This is a genomic window from Thauera sp. 28, from assembly GCF_000310145.2.
GTDB lineage: Bacteria > Pseudomonadota > Gammaproteobacteria > Burkholderiales > Rhodocyclaceae > Thauera > Thauera mechernichensis.
The window spans coordinates 13,102-34,911 of the sequence record NZ_AMXA01000019.1 but is presented as its reverse complement, the minus strand read 5'-3'; the positions used below and the strand labels follow the sequence as shown (position 1 = coordinate 34,911).

Below are 21,810 nucleotides of genomic sequence, written 5' to 3'. Positions count from 1 at the left end.
GCGCATGAATTTTGCACTCATCCTCTTCCTGCTGCTTGTCGCCACCGGTGCGCTCTGGTTCCTGGATCGCTTCCATGCGCGCAAGCTGCGCGCGGCAGGCGCGCCGAACCCTTGGTGGGTGGAATATGGCGCGAGCTTCTTCCCGGTGATTCTGATCGTGTTCGGCTTGCGCTCCTTTGTCGTCGAGCCGTTCAAGATCCCCTCCGGATCGATGATCCCGACGCTGCTGGTTGGCGACTTCATCCTCGTCAACAAGTGGACCTATGGCATCCGGCTGCCGGTGATCAACCAAAAGGTCATCGATATCAACGCCCCCGAGCGCGGTGACGTGATGGTGTTCCGCTATCCGGCCGACCCTTCGCTGGACTACATCAAGCGCGTGGTCGGGCTACCGGGCGACCGCGTCGAATACGTGAACAAGCGTCTCAGCATCAACGGCCAGCCGGTGCCGATCGAGGAGGTCGGCGCCTACCTGCATCCGGACAGGTTGTACTATTCGCCTCAGTTCACCGAGCGCCTTGGCGCAGTCGAGCACTCGGTCCTGATCGAGCGCGATGCTCCGGCCTTCATCCCGCAGGTGATGAATTTCCCCGGGCGTGAGAACTGCACCTACACCAGCGCCGGCGTCAGTTGTACCGTGCCTCAGGGGCACTACTTCGTACTCGGCGATAACCGCGATGCGAGCAGCGACAGCCGGGTGTGGGGTTTCGTGCCGGAGCAGAACATCGTCGGCAAGGCTTTCTTCATCTGGTTCAACTTCAACGACATGAAGCGCATTGGCGGCTTCCACTGATCGAGGGGTATCAGCATGCGCATGAAGTCACAGCGCGGCGTCACGCTGACCGGGGTTCTCGTGGTCGGCACACTGGCTGCGTTCCTGTTGATCCTCGGTTTTCGCACGGTACCGGTGTTCAACGAATACCTCGCCATCAAACGTATCCTCGTAGTGCTTGCAGACGAGGGCGACAAAGGGGCAACGGTGGCGGATCTTCGCCGAGGCTTCGACACGCGACGCCAGATCGACGATGTGAAGAGTATCCGTGGCGCGGACCTCAAGATCGACAAGACCGCGTCGCGCACGCAGATCTCCGCACGCTACTCGCGAACGGTGCCACTCATTGCCAATGTCAGCCTGCTGTTCGACTTCGAGCCGAACAGCGAGGCGCGCTGACCCCATGGCGCCCGATCAGTTGCAGTCGCGCCTGGGCCACGTATTCGGTGATCCCCGGCTGCTGCGCGAGGCCCTGACCCACCGCAGCTTCGGCCAGCCCAACAACGAGCGCTTCGAGTTCCTGGGCGACAGCATCCTGAACTGCGTGATCTCGATTGCGCTGTTCGAGCGTTTCGGTGGTTTGCGCGAAGGTGACCTGTCGCGCGTCCGTGCCTCTCTCGTACGCCAGGACGCGCTCTATCGCATTGCCCTGGAGCTAGAGCTGGGTGCGTTCCTGCACCTTGGCGAAGGCGAGTTGAAGTCGGGTGGCAGCAAGCGGCCATCGATACTGGCCGATGCGCTCGAGGCCGTTTTTGCGGCGGTCTTTCTCGACGGTGGTTTCGACGCTGCAAAGCAGGTCATCGACCGCCTTTATGCGCCACTGCTCTCCGAAGTCGATCCGCGGCGGCCGAGCAAGGATGCCAAGACGGCCTTGCAGGAGTGGCTGCAGGCGCGCAGGATCGCGGTGCCGACCTATTCGATGGTGCAGGCGCTGGGCGAGGCCCATGCGCAGGAATTCGAGGTGGCCTGCGAAGTGCCCAAGCTTGGCGTGCGTACGCTGGGCCGCGGCCCGAGCCGCCGTATCGCCGAACAACAGTCAGCCGAACTCGCCCTCGCGGCACTCAGGAAGCAATGAACGAACATACTCTCGACAGCCCGGCCGACGGCAACTCGGACGGCGCCTTCCGCGCCGGCTTTGTCGCCATTGTCGGCCGCCCCAACGTCGGCAAGTCGACCCTGCTCAATCGCCTGATCGGGCAGAAGATCAGTATCGTCTCCAGCAAGGCGCAGACCACCCGCCATCGCGTCACCGGCATTCTCACCGAAGCCGATGCGCAGTTCGTGTTTGTCGACACGCCGGGCTTCCAGACGCATCACCGCAACGCCCTCAACCGGTCGATGAATCGCACCGTGTCGCAGGTGCTGGCCGATGTGGACCTGGTCTTCTTCGTCATCGAGGCTGGCCGCTTCACCGACGATGACCGCAAGGTGCTGTCGGTGATCCCGGAGACGTCCAAGGTCATTCTGGTGATCAACAAGGTCGATCAGTTGAAGGACAAGGCCCGTCTGCTGCCCTTCATCGACCAGGTGCGCCAGGCACGCGAGTTCATCGAGATCGTGCCGCTGTCTGCGGAGAAGGGGCGCAACGTCGACACCCTGGTCAAGGCGGCGACGCCGCTCTTGCCCGTGGCTACGCCGATGTTCGAGGAGGACGAGATCACCGACCGCAGCGAACGCTTCCTGGCCTCCGAATTCCTGCGCGAGAAGCTGTTCCGCCTGCTCGGCGACGAGCTGCCCTACGGCATCGCGGTGGAGATCGAGAAGTTCGAGGTCGAGGGCAACCTGCGTCGCATCCACGCTGCAGTGATCGTCGACAAGCCAGGCCACAAGGCGATGGTGATCGGCAAGGGCGGCGAGAAGCTCAAGCGCATCTCCAGCGAGGCGCGCGTCGAGCTCGAGAAGCTGTTCGACGGTAAGGTCTTTCTCGAGGTCTGGGTCAAGATCAAGAGCGGCTGGGCCGACGACGAGCGCGCGCTGAAGAGCCTCGGTTACGAGTGATCCGGGCGCAGGGCAATGGCGGGAGCCAAGCAGCGCGTCGAGCAGCAACCGGCCTGGGTGCTGCACACCTATCCCTGGCGTGAGACGAGCCTGATCGTAGAGGTGTTCGCGCGCGATCATGGCCGCGTTGCGCTCGTCGCCAAGGGGGCGCGCCGGCCGCATTCGCAGCTGCGTGGGGTGCTGATGGCCTTTCAGCCATTGTCGATGGACTGGTCGGGCGGCGGCGAGGTCAAGACGCTCGTGCGCGCCGAGTGGCAGGGCGGACAGCCACTGCTCACTGGTCGTGCGCTGATCTGTGGCTACTACCTCAACGAGTTGCTGGTGCGCCTGACCGCCCGAGAAGATCCCCACCCGCAGCTCTTCATCGCCTACGCCAAGGCCGTGCGTGCCCTTGGTCGCGGCGAATCCGAGCCACCGATCCTGCGCCGCTTCGAGCTTGCCTTGCTGCAGGACCTTGGCTACGAGGCCGGGCTCGCGAACGAGGCCGACGGTGGCGGTACCGTGCGCCCCGAAGGGCGCTACATTTACATTATCGAACGCGGCCCGCTGCGCCTGGAAACCCTTGAAGGGGAGGGCGTCGACCCCGCTGCGCTCGGTGACCAGGCGCTGCTGTCCGGGCAGACCCTGCTCGACATGGCCGCCGACGATTTCTCGCGCGCGGAAACGCTGGCCCAGTCCAAGCAGTTGCTGCGCATGCTCATCAACCACACCCTGGGCGGCCAGCCGCTGCAATCGCGCCGGGTGCTCAAGGAACTGCAGGAACTCTGATGATCGAACTCGGCGTCAATATCGACCACGTTGCCACCTTGCGCCAGGCGCGCCGCACCTGGGAGCCTGACCCGGTGTGGGCCGCGGTCGAGGCCCATCTCGGCGGTGCGGACGGCATCACCATCCACCTGCGTGAGGACCGCCGCCACATCAACGACGACGACGTGCGCCGCCTCGCCGAACTCACCCAGGTCAAGCTCAACCTCGAGATGGCGGCCACCGACGAGATGGTCGACATCGCCTGCCGCACCAAGCCGCAGATGGCCATGCTGGTCCCAGAGGGACGCCACGAGGTCACCACCGAGGGCGGGCTGGATGTGTTGGCGCAGGAGACGCGCCTGCGTGACGTGATCGCCCGCCTGGCCGACGCCGGCATCGTCACCAGCGTGTTCATCGATGCCGAGCTCGAGCAGATCGAGGCCGCTGCGCGCATCGGTGCGCGCGTGTGCGAGATCCACACCGGCCCCTACGCCCACGCCTTCCATGCCGCCGGCCGCGATGCCGAGGCGCCGGCGGTGGTCGACGAGCTCGACAAGATCCGCATCGCCGGCGAAGCAGTGCGCCAGCTCGGCATGCGCTTCAACGCCGGCCATGCGCTGAACTACTACAACGTCCAGCCGATTGCCGGCCTGCATGGTATCCGCGAGTTGCACATCGGCCATTCGATCGTCAGCCGTTCGGTCTTCGTCGGCCTGCGAGAAGCGGTGGCCGAGATGAAGCGGCTGCTGCGCGAAGCCGCGCTCACGGCCTGATGCTCGCGGAGGGCTGCGCGTGATCCACGGCATCGGCACCGACATCGTGCGCGTGCAGCGCATGCGCGCCGCGCTCGAGCGCCACGGCGAGCGTTTTGCCTTGCGCATCCTCGCCGCCAGCGAGGTGGCGGATTGGCGCGCCCATCGCGACCCGGGGCGGTTTCTAGCCAAGCGCTTCGCCGCCAAGGAGGCCTTTGGCAAGGCGCTTGGCACCGGCGTTGCCGTGCCTGCCACGCTGCACGCGGTCGCCGTGGGCCACGACGCGCTCGGCAAGCCTGGTTACCTCTATGATGACCGCCTTGCTGCCCACATGCGCGAGCACGGATTGCGCGCGCACCTGAGCATCAGCGATGAGGACGACAACGTCGTTGCATTTGCGCTCATTGAGCGCGTCTGAGCGCAACGGAGCCGACAGCATGACCCAGCCCATCCACCGCCCGCGCGGCCCCGTCATGATCGACGTTGCCGGCACTGCATTGACCGATGAGGAGCGTGAACGCCTGCTCGACCCGCTGGTCGGCGGTGTCATCCTGTTTGCGCGCAACTACATCGGTTCCGACCAACTGCGCGCCCTCACCGCCGAGATCCGCGCGCTGCGCGATCCGGCGCTGATCATCGCGGTCGACCACGAAGGTGGCAGGGTGCAGCGCTTTCGCAGTGACGGCTTCACCCGCCTGCCGGCCATGCGCAGCCTCGGTGCCTTGTGGGAGCGGGACCACCTCGCCGCGCTCGATGCCGCCCGCGCCACCGGATTCGTGCTTGCCGCGGAGTTGCTGGCGCATGGCGTCGATCTCAGCTTCACGCCGGTGCTCGACCTCGACTACGGCTGCTGCAGCGCCATCGGCAACCGCGCCTTCCACCGTGACCCGCAGGCCGTCGCCGCACTTGCGCAGGCACTGTGCGCGGGGATGGCCGAAACCGGCATGGGCTGCGTCGGCAAGCACTTTCCCGGACACGGATTCGTCGAGGCCGACTCGCACCACGACGTACCGGTCGACGAACGCGACTTCGATACCCTCTGGGCCGAGGACATCGCCCCCTACCGCCATCGTCTCGGCCGCCAGCTTGCAGGTGTGATGCCCGCCCACGTCATCTATCCCAATGCCGACCCCAGCACCGAACCCCATCCGGCGGGCTTCTCGTCGTTCTGGCTCAGGGATGTGTTGCGCGAGCGTCTGGGCTTCAAGGGCGTGATCTTCAGCGATGACCTCAACATGGAGGGCGCCCGTGTCGCCGGCGACATCGTCGGCCGCGCCAGGGCCGCATATGGCGCCGGCTGCGACATGCTCCTGGTGTGCAATCGACCGGACCTCGCCGCCGAACTGCTCGACCGCTGGGCCCCGGTCGCCGACGCCGACAGCCTTGCCCGCCTGGCCGCAATCGGGCCGGGTACGACCCGCCCCGCCTGGGTTGTCGACCCTTTCGCACTCGAACTGCACGCCCCCTATGTCCAGGCCCGCGGGCTTATCGCGTCCATTCCCGAAGACATGAGCGCAGCCCCGGCGATGACAGCAGCCACCATCGGCCAGCAGCGTACCGAAGTCCTGCGCCAGGACGGATAATTCCCATAGGCAGCGGCTTTTCATCACCAACGCCGCTGGCGCCAGAAGCAGCCGACGAGTATGCGCATGTCCGACCCGAAGAACGAAACAGCCGCCTTCGACCCAAAGCCCTTCCTGCGCACCCTCACCGAGGAGCCCGGCGTCTACCGCATGATCGGCGCCGACGACAAGGTGCTCTACGTCGGCAAGGCCAAGAACCTCAAGCGCCGCGTCTCCAGCTACTTCCAGAAGACCGTTTCCAGCCCGCGCATCGCCATGATGGTTGCCCAGGTGCTGCGCGTGGACATCACCGCCACGCGCTCCGAGGCCGAGGCCCTGATCCTCGAGAACAACCTCATCAAGAGCTTGGCGCCGCGCTACAACATCCTCTTCCGCGACGACAAGACCTACCCCTACATCGAGCTCTCGGCTGACGAGTTTCCGCGTCTGGCCTACCACCGCGGCGCCTTCACCAAGGGCGCGCGCTACTTCGGCCCCTTCCCGAACGCCTGGGCGGTGCGCGAGAGCATCCACCTGTTGCAGAAGACCTTTCAGCTGCGCACCTGCGAGAACACCGTCTACGCGAACCGCTCGCGGCCCTGCCTGCTGCACCAGATCAAGCGCTGTACTGCGCCCTGCGTCGGCCTTGTCGAAGCCGAGGCCTATGCGGCCGACGTCCGGCTAGCAACGCGCTTTCTCGACGGCCAGGCGAGCGAGGTGATCGATGACCTGACGAACCGCATGCAGGCTGCCGCCGAGCGCCTCGCCTTCGAGGAGGCCGCCGCCTGTCGCGACCAGGTACGTGTGCTGCAGGCGGTGCTGCACAAGCAGTTCGTAGACAGCCGCAAGGATGAGGATGTCGACGTGCTTGCTGCAATCGAGGAGGACGGCATGACCTGCGTGAACATCGCCATGGTACGCGGCGGCCGCCACCTCGGCGACCGGCCGCAGTTTCCCAGCGGTGCGGCGGTGTCGGGCGCTGCGGACAGCCTGCTCGCCTTCGTCGAGCAGCACTACAGCCAGCACCCCATCCCCGCGCGCATTTTGGTGAATCTCCCGCCTGAGGCGGTCAAGGAAACGCTGGCCGAGATCACTGACCGCCCGCCCGGCGTGGTGTCGCCGCGCTTCGCCGCCGAGAAAGCCTGGATGGAGATGGCAGAGAAGAACGCTCGCCTCGCCATTCAGGCTCGTGCGCGCGACACCGGCCGCCTCGAGCAGCGCCTTGAAGCCCTGCGCGAGGTGCTGGGCATGGACGAGGCGCCGCAGCGCATCGAATGCTTCGACATCAGCCACACCATGGGCGAGGCTACGGTGGCGTCGTGCGTGGTGTGCGAGGCGGGCGCCATGAAGCGCGCCGAGTACCGCCGCTACAACATCACCGGCATTACCCCGGGCGATGACTTCGCCGCGATGCGTCAGGCGCTGGAGCGCCGCTACGGCAAGGTCGCGGCGGGTGAGGGAGTGTGTCCCGACCTGATCCTGATCGACGGCGGCAAGGGCCAGGTCAGCGCCGCGCGCGCCATTCTCGCCGAGGTCGGCCTCGAGTCGGTGGCGATGGTCGGTGTGGCCAAGGGCGAGGGTCGCAAGGCCGGGCTGGAAACGCTGATCTTCCCGGACGGTCGCGAGGGGCTGGCACTTGGCGGCGAATCGGCCGCGCTGCACCTGATCGTGGAAATCCGCGACGAGGCCCACCGTTTCGCCATCACCGGCCACCGCGCCAAGCGCGGCAAGGCGCGCGTGGGCTCCAAACTCGAGGACATCCCTGGCGTCGGCCCGTCACGCCGGCGCAACCTGCTCGCCGCATTCGGCGGCCTCGACGGTGTGCGCGACGCCACGGTGGAAGACCTGTGCCGCGTCGATGGCGTCAGCCGCAAGCTGGCCGAACAGATCCACGCTGCTTTGCATTGAAGTCGGGGAGCGATTTGCGCCTGGTCAAGGGCGGCGGCCGGGGCCGGGCGCATACTGCGCCGCCTCCGATCTGCCCCGCCCAGGCCGTACCCATGCACCTCGCCGCCGCATCCGTTGCTACCGAGATCAGCTCGCCCTTCGGTGGGCGCCGCTACAACGCCTGGAATGACCATGTGAAGCGGCGCTACGGCGGGCGCGTGCAGAAGGTGTCGGTGGCCGCCGGCTTCACCTGCCCGAACCGCGACGGCACCCTGGGGCAGGGCGGCTGCACCTTTTGCAACAATGCCGGATTCACCCCCGGCTATCTCGATCGCCGCGATTCGATCCATGCGCAGATCGACACCGGGCTGCGCTTTCTGGACCGGCGCTATCCCGACAGCGTGCGTTTCATCGCCTATTTCCAGAGCTACACCAACACCTATGGTGAGTTCGAACGCTTGAAAGCGGTATATGAGGAGGCGCTCGCGCATCCGCGCATCAGCGGACTGGCGATCGGCACGCGGCCGGATTGCCTGCCGGAGGCGGTGCTCGACTACCTGGCTGAACTTGCGCGCGAGCATATCGTGGAGCTGGAGATCGGTGTCGAGTCCTGCGACGACGAGGCGCTTCGGCGGGTCAACCGCGGTCACGACTTCGCCTGCAGCGAGGACGCCATCCGCCGCGCCGCTGCGCGCGGCCTGGAGAGCACCGCCCACCTGATCCTTGGCCTGCCCGGAGAGACCCGCACGGGCATGCTCGATGCGACGCGGCGGCTATCCGTGCTGCCGCTGGCAGCCTTGAAACTGCACCAACTGCAGCTGGTGCGCGGCACGGCGATGGCACGCGACTGGCAGCGGGATCCCGCCTCCGTACCCCTGCTGGACGAGGAGGCGTACATCGAGCTGCTGGCCGATTTCGTGGAGCGGTTGGCGCCGCACATCATGTTGCAGCGCCTGGGTAGCGAGGTACCGCCTGCGCTCAAGCTTGCCCCGCAGTGGAACATGCGGCTGGCCGAACTGGCGCCACGGCTCAGCGCCGAGCTGGCGCGGCGGGGAAGCTGGCAGGGGCGCCTATACGAGGCAGCCTGATCGCAGGCTGCGGCCCCCGGCGGCAGGCGGGCGCGGCGCCGGCCGGGAGCGGCGTCAGCCGAGTGCGGCCTTCACCCAGGCGTTGGCTTGCTTGGCGTCGAAGCCGCTGCCGTACTTTGCCTTCAGCGCGCCCATCACCACGCCCATCTGCTTGGGGCTGCGCTCGGCCAGACCGGCGACGGTGTCGGCGATGAAGGCCTTCACCTCCTCTTCGGTTGCCATCGGCGGCAGATAGGCGGTGAGGATGGCGGACTCCTGCTCGAGCACTGCGCGGCGGCCCGCGTCCTTGATCACGCCCAGTGCTTCCTGGTTGTTCTTGAGGAACTTGCGGATCGTCTGCTGGACTTCGTCGTCGCTGCTTTCGCGGTTTCCGGCGTTCTTGCCGACCATTTCGGCTTCGCCGATGAGGGTGCTCAGCAGGGTGGCGCGCACGCCGTCGGCGGCCTTGCGTGCGAGCAGGGAATCCTTCTTGAGTTGGGCCAGAAGGCTCATTCGTTTCTCCGTGATGTTGTTCAGCCGGGGCGCCGCATCGGGGCGCCCCGCGAGCGCACGGAGTTTAGCGCAGTCGCGCCCTCGGTGCCGGGCCCAGCCTGCGTTCGGTGCCGTGCGGCTGGGTCAGGCCTGCCGGCACATCGTCGCCGCCAGCGGCCAGGCAAGTGCCGCACCGACGGCGCCGAAGGAGGCGGCATAAAGCAGCAGGTTACCCCAGTCCACCCAGTAGCTCACGTTGGCAAAGGACGATTGCGTCAGCCCGGGGGTGATCGCAAACGTGATCGCGGTGACAACGAGGCCGACCACGATCGCGGGCTTGATGGCCTTGCACCAGGCCGGCTTGCCGCGGCGGGCGGCGACCACCATGAGCACCAGCCACAGTGCGGCGGTGCCCACCACCACCGGCAGGTACATCAGCCCGAGTTCGAACAGGATATTCAGCGTCAACCAGATTTCGTACATGTCTCGTCTCCCTTCAGACCCGGCCCTTGGCGACCGCCATGTAGGCGGGCTTGAGCAGGCGATATTTCATGACCCAGGCGAAGTAGCTCTCCTGCATGGGGTCGATCATCGGTAGCGATGGGGTGAGTTTGCCGTCGTAGTCGAACTCGATGAGCATCGCCGAGCCCTCGCGCAGGATCATCGGGCACGAGGTGTAGCCGTCGAACAGCTGCGAGGGCTCGCGACCGGCGATGACGTCGATCAGGTTCTGGGTGACCATCGGCACGCTCTTCTTGACGGTGGCGGCGGTCTTGCCGCGCGGTGTGCCGTTGATGTCGCCGAGGCCGAAGACGTTCGGGTAGCGCCGATGGCGCAGGGTCTGGCGGTCGACCTCAAGCCAGCCGCCAGCGGCGAAGTTGCCCTCCTGCCAGGCGAGCGGACTGTTCTTGACCGCGTCCGGCGCACGCATGGGCGGCACGACGTGAATGAAGTCGTAGTCTTCCTCGACGCGCTGACCATCCGGCGTGACCAGGGTGGCGCGGCGGGCGGCGATGTCGACGCCGACGAGCTTGCTGTTGAAGACCACTTCGACGTTCTGTGCAGCCCAGTCCGCCAGCACCTTGTCGTTGATCTTGGGCACGCTGAAGACGACGCCAAGAGCTGAATGGAAGGACACCTCGGACGACGCCAGCGTACCTGCCTGGCGCAGGCGGTCGACCAGCATGAAGGTCGTCTTGAGCGGTGCCCCGGCGCACTTGATCGGGGTGGCAGGCAAGGTCATCAAGGCCTTGCCGCCCTTGCGCCTGAATTCGTCCATCGCCTTCCAGGTTGCCACGGCAGCGTCCGAGCTCGGATAAACGCTGGTCAGGCCGTTGCGGCCGATCGCGTCTACGTCCATGCCCTCGATCTGGCTGTAGTCGAGGTGGACGCCGGTGGCGACGATGAGGTAATCGTAGCCGATGCGGCGGCCGCTGTCGGTGACCACGGCATTGGCGTCGGGGTCGAACTCGGCGACCATCTCCTTCACCCACTCGATGCCACGGGGCTGGAGATCGCTGTTGCGGTCGATGACCTTGTCAACCGGCCATACGCCAGTGGCGACCAAGGTGTAGCCAGGCTGGTAGTTGTGAACTTCCTTGCGGTCGACAATGGTGATGCTGGCGCCGTCCAGTTCGCGGGCGAGGCGGTTCGCCACGGCGATGCCAGCCAAGCCGCTGCCGGCGATCACGATGCGTGCGCTGGTCTTGATGCTCGCACCCGCTTTCCCTGCGGGGACGGTCAAGCCCAAGCCTGCCCAACCGGCAGGGCAGAGGCGCCGAATAGCAGCCGACGCCGTGTGCTGTCGCAAGGCCGCTCGTCGGGTTTGTCAGATGCCGTTTGTCTCATGTGTTCCTCCTTCATCTCCGTGGGGTCCAGGGACTCGAATAGTTCTAAACATAACTATATAAGGAAATACTTACTAGTAGAAGGGGTATCAGTGTCGCAGCGGGGAGGGGGCGCTAAATGAGCTTGCGCGCCTTCGATCGTGATCATTGACCGTCAGGGCTCGCAGCCGGCAGACTTTCGGCAGACATCTGCCATTGGTGACAGCCATGCCACACGACTCGCGCCCGCTGCCTGAGCTGGTCTCATTTCTCGAGACGCTGCCTGAACCGCACATTCTGTGCGACCGTAATTACCGCATCATTGCCGCCAACGAGGCTTACCGGCATTCATGCGCGGATGGTGCCAGCGTCGTGGGGCGGACCTGCTACGAGGTTTCTCACCGCTACAGCGTACCCTGTGACCGTGCTGGCGAGTCCTGCCCGCTGGCGCGCAGCCTGAGTTCTGGGCAGCGCGAGCGCGTGTTGCACCTTCATCACACGCCGCGCGGAGAGGAGTACGTCAACATTGAACTTTCGCCGGTGCGCGACGCCGATGGTGAGATTGCCTGGTTCATCGAGAAGATGGAGCCAATGCATGTTGCGCGCGGCGTTTCGGATCATCGCGGCCTGATCGGCCGCTCGCCAGCATTCCAACGCATGCTGGAGCTCATTGCGCGGGTTGCGCCTTCTGACGCCAGTGTGCTGCTGCAGGGCGAGTCGGGTACGGGCAAGGAGCTCCTTGCCAGCGCGGTTCATGAGGCGAGTCGGCGCGCCGACCGTCCCTTCGTGGTGGTCGATTGTTCCGGCCTGCCAGAGACCTTGTTCGAGAGTGAGGTCTTCGGCCACGAACGCGGGGCGTTCACCGGCGCCAGCGCACGCAAGCCCGGCCTGGTTGAGGCGGCGAGTGGTGGGACACTTTTCCTGGACGAGGTCGGCGACATTCCTCTCGGCATGCAGGTCAAGCTGCTACGCCTGCTCGAGACCGGCACCTATCGTCGTGTCGGCTCCACCGAATTGCGCCGGGCCGATATTCGCTTGGTGTCGGCAACGCACAGGCCGCTCAAGCGCATGATCGTGGAGGGCGGCTTCCGTCAGGATCTGTATTTCCGTATCAACACGTTCCCGATTCGGGTTCCGGCGCTGCGCGAGCGCGAAGGGGATCTGCCGCTGCTGATCGCGTCATTGCTCGAGCGCGTGGCACCTAACCGCCGTCTGGCGCTCTCCGCGGCCGCGTTGCAGGCACTTGCGCGCTACCCCTTTCCGGGCAACGTGCGAGAACTGCGCAACGTGCTCGAGCGGGCCAGCCTGATGTGCGACGGCGAAACCATCGGGCTCGAGCACCTGGCAGAGGATCTACTGTATCCGGAGGTGGACCTGGATCTGACTGGGGCAGGGGCCTCGGATCGCGAATCCGCTATCGAGCCTACGGCGCCCGTGCTGGATCTGCTCGAAGTTCAGCGCCAGGCGCTACTGCGGGCGGTGCGCAGCCACCGCGGCAGCCGTCGTGAGCTTGCAGCACGCCTCGGAATAAGCGAGCGCACCCTGTATCGACGGCTCAAGGAACTGGGTCTGGTTGATCATGGAGCAGCCACGCTCGCGTGAGGCACGCAGGAGGTTGCCGCTGCCAGATGCTGCCACTTCTGTCATTGGTGGCGGTAGATCTGCAGATTTAGGCAGTGCTGTGTCAGCTCAAACGAGCCGGTCGATCGTGCAAGTGTTTGAATCGAAAGAATTCAAAGTTTTGGCATGATGCTTGCTTTTAAGAGAACTGCGAAGCGGGGCCGCATCGTGAAAACTGTACGATCGTCCCCCCTCAGCGATCCACCCCCGGCAGTGTCGCCACGACTGAGTCCGCGGGCCCGCTTCGCCTTTTCCCTCGCGCTCGCTTCGCCGTGGCAACCTTCTTGCGCTGGTGGTGTCAGCGGCGGAAGTCGTTGTGGCAGGCCTTGCAGCTGTTCTGAACCGCCTCGTATGCGCTGCGGGCGTCGGCCTGGGTGCGGCGCTCGGCCGCTGCCAGCAAGGCATCCGTTGCTTCAAAGAAACGCACTCGCTTGGCTTCGAACTCGTCTGGCTTCTGCCACACGGCGGCTTTGGCCTTGGTTGGCGGGTAGTTCGTGTCCGCACCGAAGTGTGCCCAGGGCTGGTCGCGCAGGGTGTTCAACTGCTGCGCGAGGCGCGCGAATGCGTCGGCGTCGAAGCGCTCGGTACGCAGCATCGTGCCCATCGGCTCGAAGGTCCGCAGCATGGCCTTGAAGGCTTCCTGGCGCTTGGTAACGGGCTGGTCCGGGTGGGTATCCTCGACCTTCTGCGAACACGCCGTCAGGCTCAGCGCAAACAGGGCAGTCAGGGCAATGCGGGCGGTCGGTTTCATACGGTGCATCGGTTCGATCCTTAGTGGGGCGCGCAGTATACGCGCTTGTCTGGGCTAGTCCGGCGAGAGGTGTCTGCAGCCGTGGGCTGGACAAAGGAATACCATCGCGTCTGGGTCTGTCTACGCCGGATGAAGTTCCCTTCTTCGCGCCGGCTTCTCTTACTCGCTGCCGGGGGTCCTCATGGCGCCGCACCCTGTTTCCCAGTCCGCCGAGTTCGCTCCCACCACCGGCCTGAGCTCACTCGATGCCGTCATCAGCGGGGTGGCGCGCGGTGACAACATCGTCTGGCAGGTCCAGTCGCTCGACGACTACCAGGCGCTGGTGACGCCCTATGCGTATGCCGCGCGGGCGCAGTGTCGGCGTCTGGTCTATTTTCGCTTCGCGTCCCATCGCGCCTTGCTCGATGCAGGGAGCGGGGCGGAGATTCACTATCCGCAGCCCGCGGCGGGTTTCGACGCCTTCGTCGATCAGGTGCACTCGGTGATCGAGGCGGCCGGACCCGAGACGATGTACATCTTCGATTGCCTGTCGGAACTGGCAGATGCTTGGCAGTCGGATCGCATGATGGGCAACTTCTTCAGGCTTACCTGCCCGCGCCTGTTCGATCTGGATACAGTGACCTACTTCGCCGTGCTGCGGCACCGCCATGCACGCGCGGGCATGGGCATGATCACCGAAACAACGCAGTACCTGCTCGACGTCTTCCGTTGCCGCGACCGGCTCTATGTTCGGCCGATCAAGGTGCAGCACCGTTCCGCGGCGGTGATGAACCTGATCCACGCCTGGGACGCGGGCGACCATTTCCGTCCAGTTGCAGACAGCGGCACCGTCGCTGAGATCCTCGCCGGGTCGGGCTGGCCAGGGCTCGAGGACGAGCAGATCCGAAGCCACTGGCAGCATTTGTTCGACGCTGCGCGTACGCTCGTCGCCCTGCGCGAGGCGGGTGTGCCGGACATGGCCGCAGAGGCCGAAGCGTTCGCACGTCTTGCGTGCATGCTGTTTCCCGACGAACCAGGTCTGCAGGGGCTGATCGCGCGCTACCTTGGCCTCGAGGATCTGATCGCCGTCCGCGCGCGCATGATTGGTATCGGTACGATCGGCGGCAAGGCCGCGGGCATGCTGGTTGCGCGCGCGGTGCTGCGCCGCGATGCCCCCGCGCTGCACGCGCGAATGGAGGCGCACGACTCCTTCTATGTCGGCGCCGAGGTGTTCGACACCTTCTTCGTCAGCAATGGGCTGTGGTGGGTGCGGCGGCGCCAGCGCGAGGATGCGGGCTTCCTGCAGGGGCTGGACGGCGAGCAGGGTGCGCGCCAGCGCATCCTGAAGGGGACTTTCCCGGATAGCACCTTGCGCCAGTTCGAGGCCATGCTGGACTACTTCGGCGAGTGGCCTTTCATCGTGCGCTCCAGCTCGCGCCTTGAAGACCGCTATGGCAATGCTTTCGCGGGACAGTACGACAGCGTGTTCTGCGTCAATCAGGGTACGCGCGAACGGCGGCTCGCCGATCTGCTCGACGCGGTGAGGGCTGTCTATGCGAGCAGTCTGTCCGAGCAGGCACTGCGCTACCGCAAGCGCCGCGGCCTGCTCGACGAACACGAGCAGATGGCCTTGCTGATCATGCGCGTCTCGGGAACGGCCGGCGGCCGTTACTTCCATCCGCACGCGGCAGGGGTGGGGCTGTCGGTCAATCCCTATCCATGGAACCCGCAGATCGACATGAGGGCAGGCGTGGTAAGGCTGGTTGCAGGCTTGGGTACGCGTGCAGTGGATCGCTCGGATGACGACTATACCCGGCTGGTGGCGCTGAACGCGCCGGAACTCCGCCCGGAGACAAACTTCGGCGCGATCGCCCGCCATGCACAAAGGCGCATGGATACGCTCGATCTCGAGCGCAATGCCGTCGTCTCGGGTGTCTTTGCCGACCTGGTCAGGGGCCAGGAAGGGTTCCCCTTCGATCTGTTCACAACCCGCGAGGAACCGGGGCGTCCGCCTTTCCTGACCTTTGATGGTCTGATTGCACGCACGCCCTTTGTCGCTGATCTGCGAGCGCTGCTGGCAACGCTGCATGCCGCTTATGCACATCCCGTGGAGACAGAGTTCGCCCTCAATGTGCTCGCCGATGGCAGCTACCGTGTCAACCTGCTCCAGTGCCGGCCGATGCAGGTCCGCAGTGTAGAAGGAGTGGCCGATGCGGAGCCTCCGGCGGAGGCAGAGCAACTTGTGTGCGCCCGTGGTGCGGTGATCGGCCCGAGTCGAGTCATCCAGCCGGATTGGGTCATTCACGTCAGGCCCGCCGCGTTCGGGGTACTCAACCAGTCGCAGCGCCTTGCCGTCACGCGGGTGATCGGCCGGCTCAATGGGCTTGCAGCAGGACGCTGCGTACTGATGCTGGGCCCCGGGCGCTGGGGATCACGCGATCCGTTTCTCGGCATACCGGTGCTGTTCTCGGAGATCAACCACATCGCCGCACTGTGCGAGATCGTGGCCATGCACGACAACCTGATCCCCGATGTCTCACTCGGGACGCACTTCCTGAACGAGCTCATCGAAGGCGACCTGCTGTACTTCGCCCTGTTCCCCAGGCTGGAGGGCAACATGCTCGATGAGGCGCGGTTGCTCGATCGACCCAACGTCCTGCCCCAGCTGCTGCCTGACGATGCCGGCTGGGCGGATGTGATCCACGTCGGGCAGTGGGCACACGGTAGCTTGCTGCTGTACGCCGATGCGCTCAAGCAGCGTGTTGCGGTGGTGCGAGCGCAGCCGCCGCTACCGTGAATATCGAGTATCGCCTCATGCGGCTGAATGAACTTGATCCAGTTCAAGCAGTACGGCGGACGAAGTCGATAGCATGGACGCAATTCGATTCCTCCTGGAGAGTCAGCATGCAGTTCCTACCCATGCTTGCAGTGGTGGTCGGCCTCGGGTTTGCGGGGCCTGCGCCGGTATACGCGGATTCCGACTCGCGTGCGGCGCCCCGCCTGAGTACCCCTGCCGACGAGATTCCCCGTCCGGCCGATGAGCGCCTGCGCGCCGGCATGCTTGATCTGCGCGCTCTGCTCGCACAGGGCATGGAGGGCGGGCAGCCGGTCGCGGAAGCGGACTACGTCGCACTGGCTGCAAAGATCGAACAGCAGGTGCAGGCCATCAGTGCCGGACGTGACTTTCACAACAGGGCAGGCCGTCATCTCCAGTGGCTGCTCGGCGACATTACCGATGGCGTACAGTTGATGCGCGATGCGCCGCGCGCGCCGGCCAAGCGGCTGGGTTTGATGCGAGTGGTTGAAACACTCAACTACTACGGGCGTGAATACGACCACCCTGGCTGGGAGCCGCTCAAGCCTTGATGCCCGCCCGGCGATCCAGGTGACGCCGTCCGGGGCATCGGCTTGAGTGGGACTGATATACTGCGCGTCCCCTTTCCTCATGCGAAACGCCCCCCGGCATGCCGCTCAACATCCCAAACGCGCTGACCTGGGCGCGCATCGTTCTCATCCCGGTCTTCGTCGGCGTCTTCTATTTGTCCGACGGGGCGTTGTCGGTCGAAACCAAGAACCTGATCGCCACGATCATCTTCGTGGTAGCCGCCGTCACAGACTGGTTCGACGGCTACCTTGCACGCGCCCTGGGGCAGACCTCGGCTTTCGGTGCCTTTCTCGATCCGGTAGCGGACAAGCTGATGGTGGCGGCGGCGTTGATCCTGCTTGTGCAACTGTCGCGCGTAGATGCGCTTATTGCAGTGGTGATCATCGGCCGCGAAATCACGATCTCGGCACTGCGCGAGTGGATGGCAAGGGTTGGGCAATCGGCAAGTGTTGCCGTAGCCTTTGTCGGCAAACTCAAGACTGCGGCGCAGATGGCGGCGATCCCCATGCTGCTGTTCAACGCCCCCGTGCTCGGTATCGACATGGTGCTGGTTGGTACCATCCTCATCTATGTCGCAGCAGGCCTCACCCTGTGGTCGATGGGTTACTACTTGCACCGAGCGATGCCTTTGTTGCTTGATAAGGGCGGTGACTGAGTGTTGCGCTACGCCAGTGAATGCAACGAACACGAACTAATTTTGTGATTGCGGTTGACGAATTAAAAAACTTGCCTATAATGGCGGTCTTTCCCGAGCGGGAATAGCTCAGTTGGTAGAGCGCAACCTTGCCAAGGTTGAGGTCGCGAGTTCGAGACTCGTTTCCCGCTCCAAGTATTCGTTGGTCAAGCGCTTTGCTTGGTCTGGAAGGCGGCTCCGGGCTGAGGCCAGGGGCAGCCGACCAAAATGGTCGTGGCGCGATGGCAGAGTGGTTATGCAGCGGCCTGCAAAGCCGTGTACCCCGGTTCGATTCCGAGTCGCGCCTCCAGTAGTAAAAAGTAGTTTTGTAGTGTTGCGATGTGGTTGCAAAGTTGCTATAATTTGCGCCCTGTCGTTAAAGCGGGAATAGCTCAGTTGGTAGAGCGCAACCTTGCCAAGGTTGAGGTCGCGAGTTCGAGACTCGTTTCCCGCTCCAGATATTCTTGTGCGTCGTTGATTTAGCGACGCACAAATGCAAAAAGAGGCTCAGGCCTCTTTTTGCATTTGTGCGTTCACTTTGGCAGCCTGCGCATTCTCGTGGCCGCTCGTCCGGGGCTTGAGGGGCGCCGCCATTGCGGATGGCGCCCCGCGCTGATCAGAGCGCGACCAGGGTCTGCCTGCCGAGCCAGATCTTGCCCGCAGGCAGCGTCACCGGGGCGACTGCCGCTGCGGCCTCGACGCAAAGCATGCGGCGGAAGCCGTCGTTCGGCATGTCGGGAAGCGCCGCACTGCGCTCCTCCCAGGGGTTCCATACCACGACATCGGGGAAGCCTTCGGTGTTGATGCCCAGGCTGCGGTCATACTCACGCAGCAGCAAGGGGCGCTTGACGTCGCGATAGATACGATCGACCTCGCCTTCGACCAGCACAACGTCGCCACTTTCCCGCACCACCTGCCCGTCAGCGTTCATGTCGTGGAACATGTGGCCGTGCAGCCCCTCCAGGCGGGATTCTTCGACCTCGCGCACTGCGAGGTAGGTGTGCAGCGCTGCAGTGAACTCGAAGGCCGCATCGCCGGTATTCTCGATCTCGATCTCGATGTCCAGGCGGCTGTCTTCAACCAGGATGCCCAACTCGACGTGGAATGCGTGCGGCCACAGCGCGCGGCTGGCAACATCATCGCGCAAGCCGAGCGTAACGAGGGCAAAGTCGTCATCGCTGCGTTCGGTCTCTACCTGCCATATGGCATTGCGTGCAAAACCGTGGCGTGGCAGCGCGCCTTGCGTGGCAAACTGAGGAAAGCATACGGGTATGCCGCCACGGATCGGCGTGTGGCCATCCAGGACCGCCGTGGGGCTCAGGTAGATGCGCTCGCCGCCGCCTGGTGGTGTCCATGACAGGACCTGGCCGCCAAACAGGCTGACGACCGCGCGGGCGCCTGCACGCGTGCTCAGGCTCAGCGCGGGCAGACCATGAAAGTCGATGTGCTCGATGCCGGCTTTCATCGTTCAGTCCTGAAGCGGCAGTACGCCGAGCTTGACCGAACTGTCCTCAGGGTCGTTGCTGAGCACGAAGCCAAGCTTCTGCACGAACTTGAGCATGCGTTCGTTATTGGCGAGGAAGACGCCGTTCATGTACTGGATGCCTCGGCTGCGTGCGGTCTCGATGAGTACACCCATCAACTTGCGAGCCAGGCCGCGGTGCTGCCAGTCATCGGCGACCACCACGGCAAACTCGCAGGATTCGCCATCCGGGTTGACCGCGTAGCGGCACACACCGATTTCCTTCTCGACGCCTTCGACCATCAGCGTGGCGACGAAGGCCATCTCGCGGTCGTAGTCGATCTGTGTCAGGCGCGCAACCATCGCCGGCGGCAGCTCCCGCATCGTGTTCATGAAGCGGTAGTACTTGGTCTCGGCCGATAGACCGCGCACGAACTCGACTTCGAGTTCGGCATCCTCGGGCTTGATCGGGCGGATGGTCACCGTCGTCCCGTCGGGCACGGTCCAGGTGCTGATGAGGTGCGACGGGTAGGGGTGGATCGCCATGTGGTCATAGCGATCCGCCGTCGGCGATACGTTTTCCACGCTGATGCTGGCGTCGACCGCCACCACACCGTTCTCATCGACGATGAGCGGGTTGATCTCCATCTCTGTGATCCACGGCAATTCGCAGACCATCTCCGATACGCGCAGCAGCACGAGTTCGAGCGCATCCATGTCCACTGCAGGCATGTTGCGGAACTCGCCCAGGCGTGACGCGATGCGCGTGGAGCGGATCATGTCGCGGACCAGGAAGCTGTTGAGCGGGGGCAGGGCCACTGCGATGTCGCGGTTGGCTTCCACCAGGTTGCCGCCCTCGCCAAAGCTGATCGCGGGGCCGAACACGGGGTCGCGCTTGACGCCAACCACCAGTTCGCGGCCGTTGCGTTTCTGGATCATCGGTTCGATCGCGATGCCGTTGATCACCGCTTCGGGCTGTGCGCGCTTCACTTCGTCCAGGATCTCCTGGTAAGTCGAGCGCACCGCAGCCAGGCTGCGGATGTTCAGGCGTACGCCGCCGACGTCCGACTTGTGCTTGACGTTTGGCGAATCGATCTTCATGACCACTGGTAGCCCGATCTCGGCCGACAGCACCATGGCCTCTGCCGCCGAGCGCGCGACCACGGTCTGCGCGATGGGGATGCGGAAGGCGGCGAGCAGCGCCTTCGACTCCATCTCGTTGAGCTTCTTGCGGCGCTCGTTGAGCGCCATCTCGATGACCAGGCGTGCGCTCTCGATCGACGGTGCGGGCAGGTCCGACAGCGAGGACGGCGTCTGCATCAGCAATTTCTGGTTCTGGTAGTAGGCCGAGATGTGACTGAACAGCTCGACCGCCGGCTCGGGAGTGCGGAAGTGCGGGATGCCCGCCGCGCTGAACTTCTGGCGTGCCTCGCCGACGAGGTCCTCGCCCATCCAGCATGCGACAACAGGCTTGTCTGCGGTTTTTTCCAGTTCGATGATGACCTCGGCCACGCCCGTCGGGTTGCTCATTGCCTGCGGGGTCAGCATGACCAGCACGCCATCGACGTTGGGGCCTTCGAGTACTGCCTTGAGCGCCTTGCCGTAGCGCTCCGGGTCGGCGTCGCCAAGGATGTCCACCGGGTTGCCACGCGACCAGCTCGCAGGCAGCGCTGCATTGAGCTTCTCCATCGTGCCTTCGGAGAACTGGGACAGCGGGATGCCAATGTCGAGCGCGCGGTCGGCCGCCATCACGCCGGGGCCACCGCCGTTGGTGATGATCGCCAGACGGTTGCCGCGCGGGCGGAAGTGCGAGAACAGGGCATTGGCGGCGGCGAAGAGCTGGCCGAGGTTGTACAGGCGGATGACACCGGCGCGACGAAGTGCCGCGTCGAAGATGGCGTCGTCACCGATGGGGGCGCCGGTGTGTGACAGGATGGCGTTCGACGCCTCGGGGTGGCGGCCAGCCTTGATCAGCAGCACAGGTTTCACTCGCGCCGCGCCGCGCAGGGCGCTCATGAAGCGGCGTGGGTCGCGGATGCCCTCGACGTAGAGAAAGATGCTCTCGGTACGCGGGTCCGAGATCATGTACTCGAGCACCTCGCCGAAATCGATGTCCGAGGAAGACCCCAGGGAGACGACCGACGAGAAACCGACGTTGTTCGGCTTTGCCCAGTCGAGAATCGCCGCGCATAGCGCACCCGATTGCGAGATCAGGCCAATGCTGCCCTTGAGTGCGCTGGCATGGGCAAAGGTGGCATTGACGCCGAGTTGCGGGCGCATCACGCCCAGACAGTTGGGGCCAAGCAGACGGATTTTGTGACGTTGAGCAGCATCGATCACCTGGCGTTCGAGCAGTGCGCCGCGCGGTCCGGCCTCGGAGAAGCCTGCCGACAGGATGATTACCGCTTTGGCGCCGGCCCGCCCACAGCTCTCCATGATTGCGGGCGCCTTCTCGGCACGCACCGCAATTACGACGAGATCGAGTCGTTGCGGCACGTCCTCCACCGATTTGTAGCAGGCAACCCCATGCACTTTGTCGTGCTTGGGGTTGATCGCGAACAGTTTGCCCTTGTAGCCGGCTTCGAGCATGTTGCGCATCAGCACGCTGCCGAGCGACGCCTCGCGTTCGCTGGCGCCGATGATGCCTACCGAGCGTGGCTCCAGCAGCGGTGTCAGGTAGTGTTTCTCTTTCATGATGGAAACCTGGGGATGGAATAGGGGGAGAGGTCAGGGTCTGGTGTGCGGCATCCGCTCCGAGGGCGCGGCAAGGCGCGTCAGCCTGGAGTCTGCGGGCATTATACTGCGGTGCACAAAAGTCGCTTCGTCGGCTTGTTGCT

The 21,810-nt window shown here is 64.7% G+C and carries 20 protein-coding genes and 3 tRNA genes; 17 read left to right on the top strand and 6 right to left on the bottom strand.

What is annotated here, in order from left to right; genetic code table 11:
- Nucleotides 1–4 precede the first annotated feature (4 nt).
- From lepB to C662_RS13290, 10 genes are all read left to right on the top strand, one after another.
- Nucleotides 5–793 carry a signal peptidase I gene (gene lepB, locus C662_RS13335; RefSeq protein ID WP_002930008.1) on the top strand — a complete coding sequence of 263 codons (789 nt, stop codon included), beginning with the start codon at nt 5–7 and terminating at the stop codon, nt 791–793.
- Between the two features lie 15 nt (nt 794–808).
- Complete coding sequence (locus tag C662_RS13330) at nt 809–1,171, top strand: DUF4845 domain-containing protein (protein WP_002930007.1); 363 nt, start codon at nt 809–811, stop codon at nt 1,169–1,171.
- A 4-nt stretch (nt 1,172–1,175) separates the two neighbouring features.
- A complete protein-coding gene (gene rnc / locus C662_RS13325; protein WP_002930005.1) occupies nt 1,176–1,847 on the top strand; it encodes a ribonuclease III in 672 nt (223 codons plus the stop codon).
- A complete protein-coding gene (era, locus tag C662_RS13320; RefSeq protein WP_002930001.1) occupies nt 1,844–2,770 on the top strand; it encodes a GTPase Era in 927 nt (308 codons plus the stop codon). Before rnc ends, era begins: the two co-directional genes overlap by 4 nt.
- Before the next feature lie 15 nt (nt 2,771–2,785).
- Complete coding sequence (gene recO / locus C662_RS13315; protein ID WP_002929997.1) at nt 2,786–3,538, top strand: DNA repair protein RecO; 753 nt, start codon at nt 2,786–2,788, stop codon at nt 3,536–3,538.
- Nucleotides 3,538–4,290: a pyridoxine 5'-phosphate synthase gene (locus C662_RS13310; protein WP_002929996.1), complete on the top strand. Its 753-nt coding sequence runs from the start codon at nt 3,538–3,540 to the stop codon at nt 4,288–4,290. Before recO ends, C662_RS13310 begins: the two co-directional genes overlap by 1 nt.
- 19 nt (nt 4,291–4,309) lie before the next feature.
- On the top strand, nt 4,310–4,687 hold the full coding sequence (gene acpS, locus C662_RS13305) for a holo-ACP synthase (RefSeq protein ID WP_002929994.1): 378 nt from the start codon (nt 4,310–4,312) through the stop codon (nt 4,685–4,687).
- Nucleotides 4,688–4,706: 19 nt separating this feature from the next.
- Entirely contained in the window at nt 4,707–5,852 is a 1,146-nt protein-coding gene (gene nagZ / locus C662_RS13300; RefSeq protein WP_002929992.1) for a beta-N-acetylhexosaminidase, read from the top strand.
- A 60-nt stretch (nt 5,853–5,912) separates the two neighbouring features.
- Complete coding sequence (gene uvrC, locus C662_RS13295) at nt 5,913–7,739, top strand: excinuclease ABC subunit UvrC (RefSeq protein WP_002929991.1); 1,827 nt, start codon at nt 5,913–5,915, stop codon at nt 7,737–7,739.
- A 92-nt stretch (nt 7,740–7,831) separates the two neighbouring features.
- Entirely contained in the window at nt 7,832–8,806 is a 975-nt protein-coding gene (locus C662_RS13290; protein ID WP_002929990.1) for a TIGR01212 family radical SAM protein, read from the top strand.
- Nucleotides 8,807–8,860: 54 nt separating this feature from the next.
- Here the strand turns inward: C662_RS13290 and C662_RS13285 are convergent, their stop codons facing one another.
- The 3 genes from C662_RS13285 to C662_RS13275 form a co-directional block, all read right to left on the bottom strand.
- Nucleotides 8,861–9,298 carry a GatB/YqeY domain-containing protein gene (locus tag C662_RS13285; protein WP_002929989.1) on the bottom strand — a complete coding sequence of 146 codons (438 nt, stop codon included), beginning with the start codon at nt 9,296–9,298 and terminating at the stop codon, nt 8,861–8,863.
- A gap of 123 nt (nt 9,299–9,421) precedes the next feature.
- The gene (locus C662_RS13280; RefSeq protein ID WP_002929988.1) at nt 9,422–9,760 is read right to left on the bottom strand and encodes a hypothetical protein; all 339 of its coding nucleotides are present in this window, start codon (nt 9,758–9,760) and stop codon (nt 9,422–9,424) included.
- Nucleotides 9,761–9,773: 13 nt separating this feature from the next.
- A complete protein-coding gene (locus tag C662_RS13275) occupies nt 9,774–11,021 on the bottom strand; it encodes an NAD(P)/FAD-dependent oxidoreductase (RefSeq protein WP_002929987.1) in 1,248 nt (415 codons plus the stop codon).
- Nucleotides 11,022–11,331: 310 nt separating this feature from the next.
- Here C662_RS13275 and C662_RS13270 point away from each other — a divergent pair, with 310 nt between their 5' ends.
- Nucleotides 11,332–12,705 carry a sigma-54 interaction domain-containing protein gene (locus C662_RS13270; RefSeq protein ID WP_002929986.1) on the top strand — a complete coding sequence of 458 codons (1,374 nt, stop codon included), beginning with the start codon at nt 11,332–11,334 and terminating at the stop codon, nt 12,703–12,705.
- 316 nt (nt 12,706–13,021) lie between these two features.
- Here C662_RS13270 and C662_RS13265 read toward each other — a convergent pair whose 3' ends face one another.
- A complete protein-coding gene (locus C662_RS13265) occupies nt 13,022–13,483 on the bottom strand; it encodes a c-type cytochrome (protein WP_002929985.1) in 462 nt (153 codons plus the stop codon).
- Between the two features lie 172 nt (nt 13,484–13,655).
- Between C662_RS13265 and C662_RS13260 the strand changes: the two genes are divergently transcribed.
- From C662_RS13260 to C662_RS13235, 6 genes are all read left to right on the top strand, one after another.
- A complete protein-coding gene (locus tag C662_RS13260) occupies nt 13,656–16,250 on the top strand; it encodes a PEP/pyruvate-binding domain-containing protein (protein WP_002929984.1) in 2,595 nt (864 codons plus the stop codon).
- Between the two features lie 107 nt (nt 16,251–16,357).
- Complete coding sequence (locus tag C662_RS13255) at nt 16,358–16,819, top strand: hypothetical protein (RefSeq protein WP_002929983.1); 462 nt, start codon at nt 16,358–16,360, stop codon at nt 16,817–16,819.
- 98 nt (nt 16,820–16,917) lie between these two features.
- Nucleotides 16,918–17,493, top strand: coding sequence for a CDP-diacylglycerol--glycerol-3-phosphate 3-phosphatidyltransferase (pgsA, locus tag C662_RS13250; protein WP_002929982.1), 576 nt, complete (start codon nt 16,918–16,920; stop codon nt 17,491–17,493).
- A gap of 97 nt (nt 17,494–17,590) precedes the next feature.
- Nucleotides 17,591–17,666, top strand: a tRNA-Gly gene (locus C662_RS13245).
- An 81-nt stretch (nt 17,667–17,747) separates the two neighbouring features.
- Nucleotides 17,748–17,821 (top strand) — tRNA-Cys (locus C662_RS13240).
- A gap of 71 nt (nt 17,822–17,892) precedes the next feature.
- Nucleotides 17,893–17,968 (top strand) — tRNA-Gly (locus tag C662_RS13235).
- A gap of 159 nt (nt 17,969–18,127) precedes the next feature.
- Here the strand turns inward: C662_RS13235 and C662_RS13230 are convergent.
- Complete coding sequence (locus tag C662_RS13230; protein WP_002929980.1) at nt 18,128–18,976, bottom strand: D-hexose-6-phosphate mutarotase; 849 nt, start codon at nt 18,974–18,976, stop codon at nt 18,128–18,130.
- Nucleotides 18,977–18,979: 3 nt separating this feature from the next.
- Nucleotides 18,980–21,667: a bifunctional acetate--CoA ligase family protein/GNAT family N-acetyltransferase gene (locus C662_RS13225; RefSeq protein ID WP_002929979.1), complete on the bottom strand. Its 2,688-nt coding sequence runs from the start codon at nt 21,665–21,667 to the stop codon at nt 18,980–18,982.
- Between the last annotated feature and the right edge of the window lie 143 nt (nt 21,668–21,810).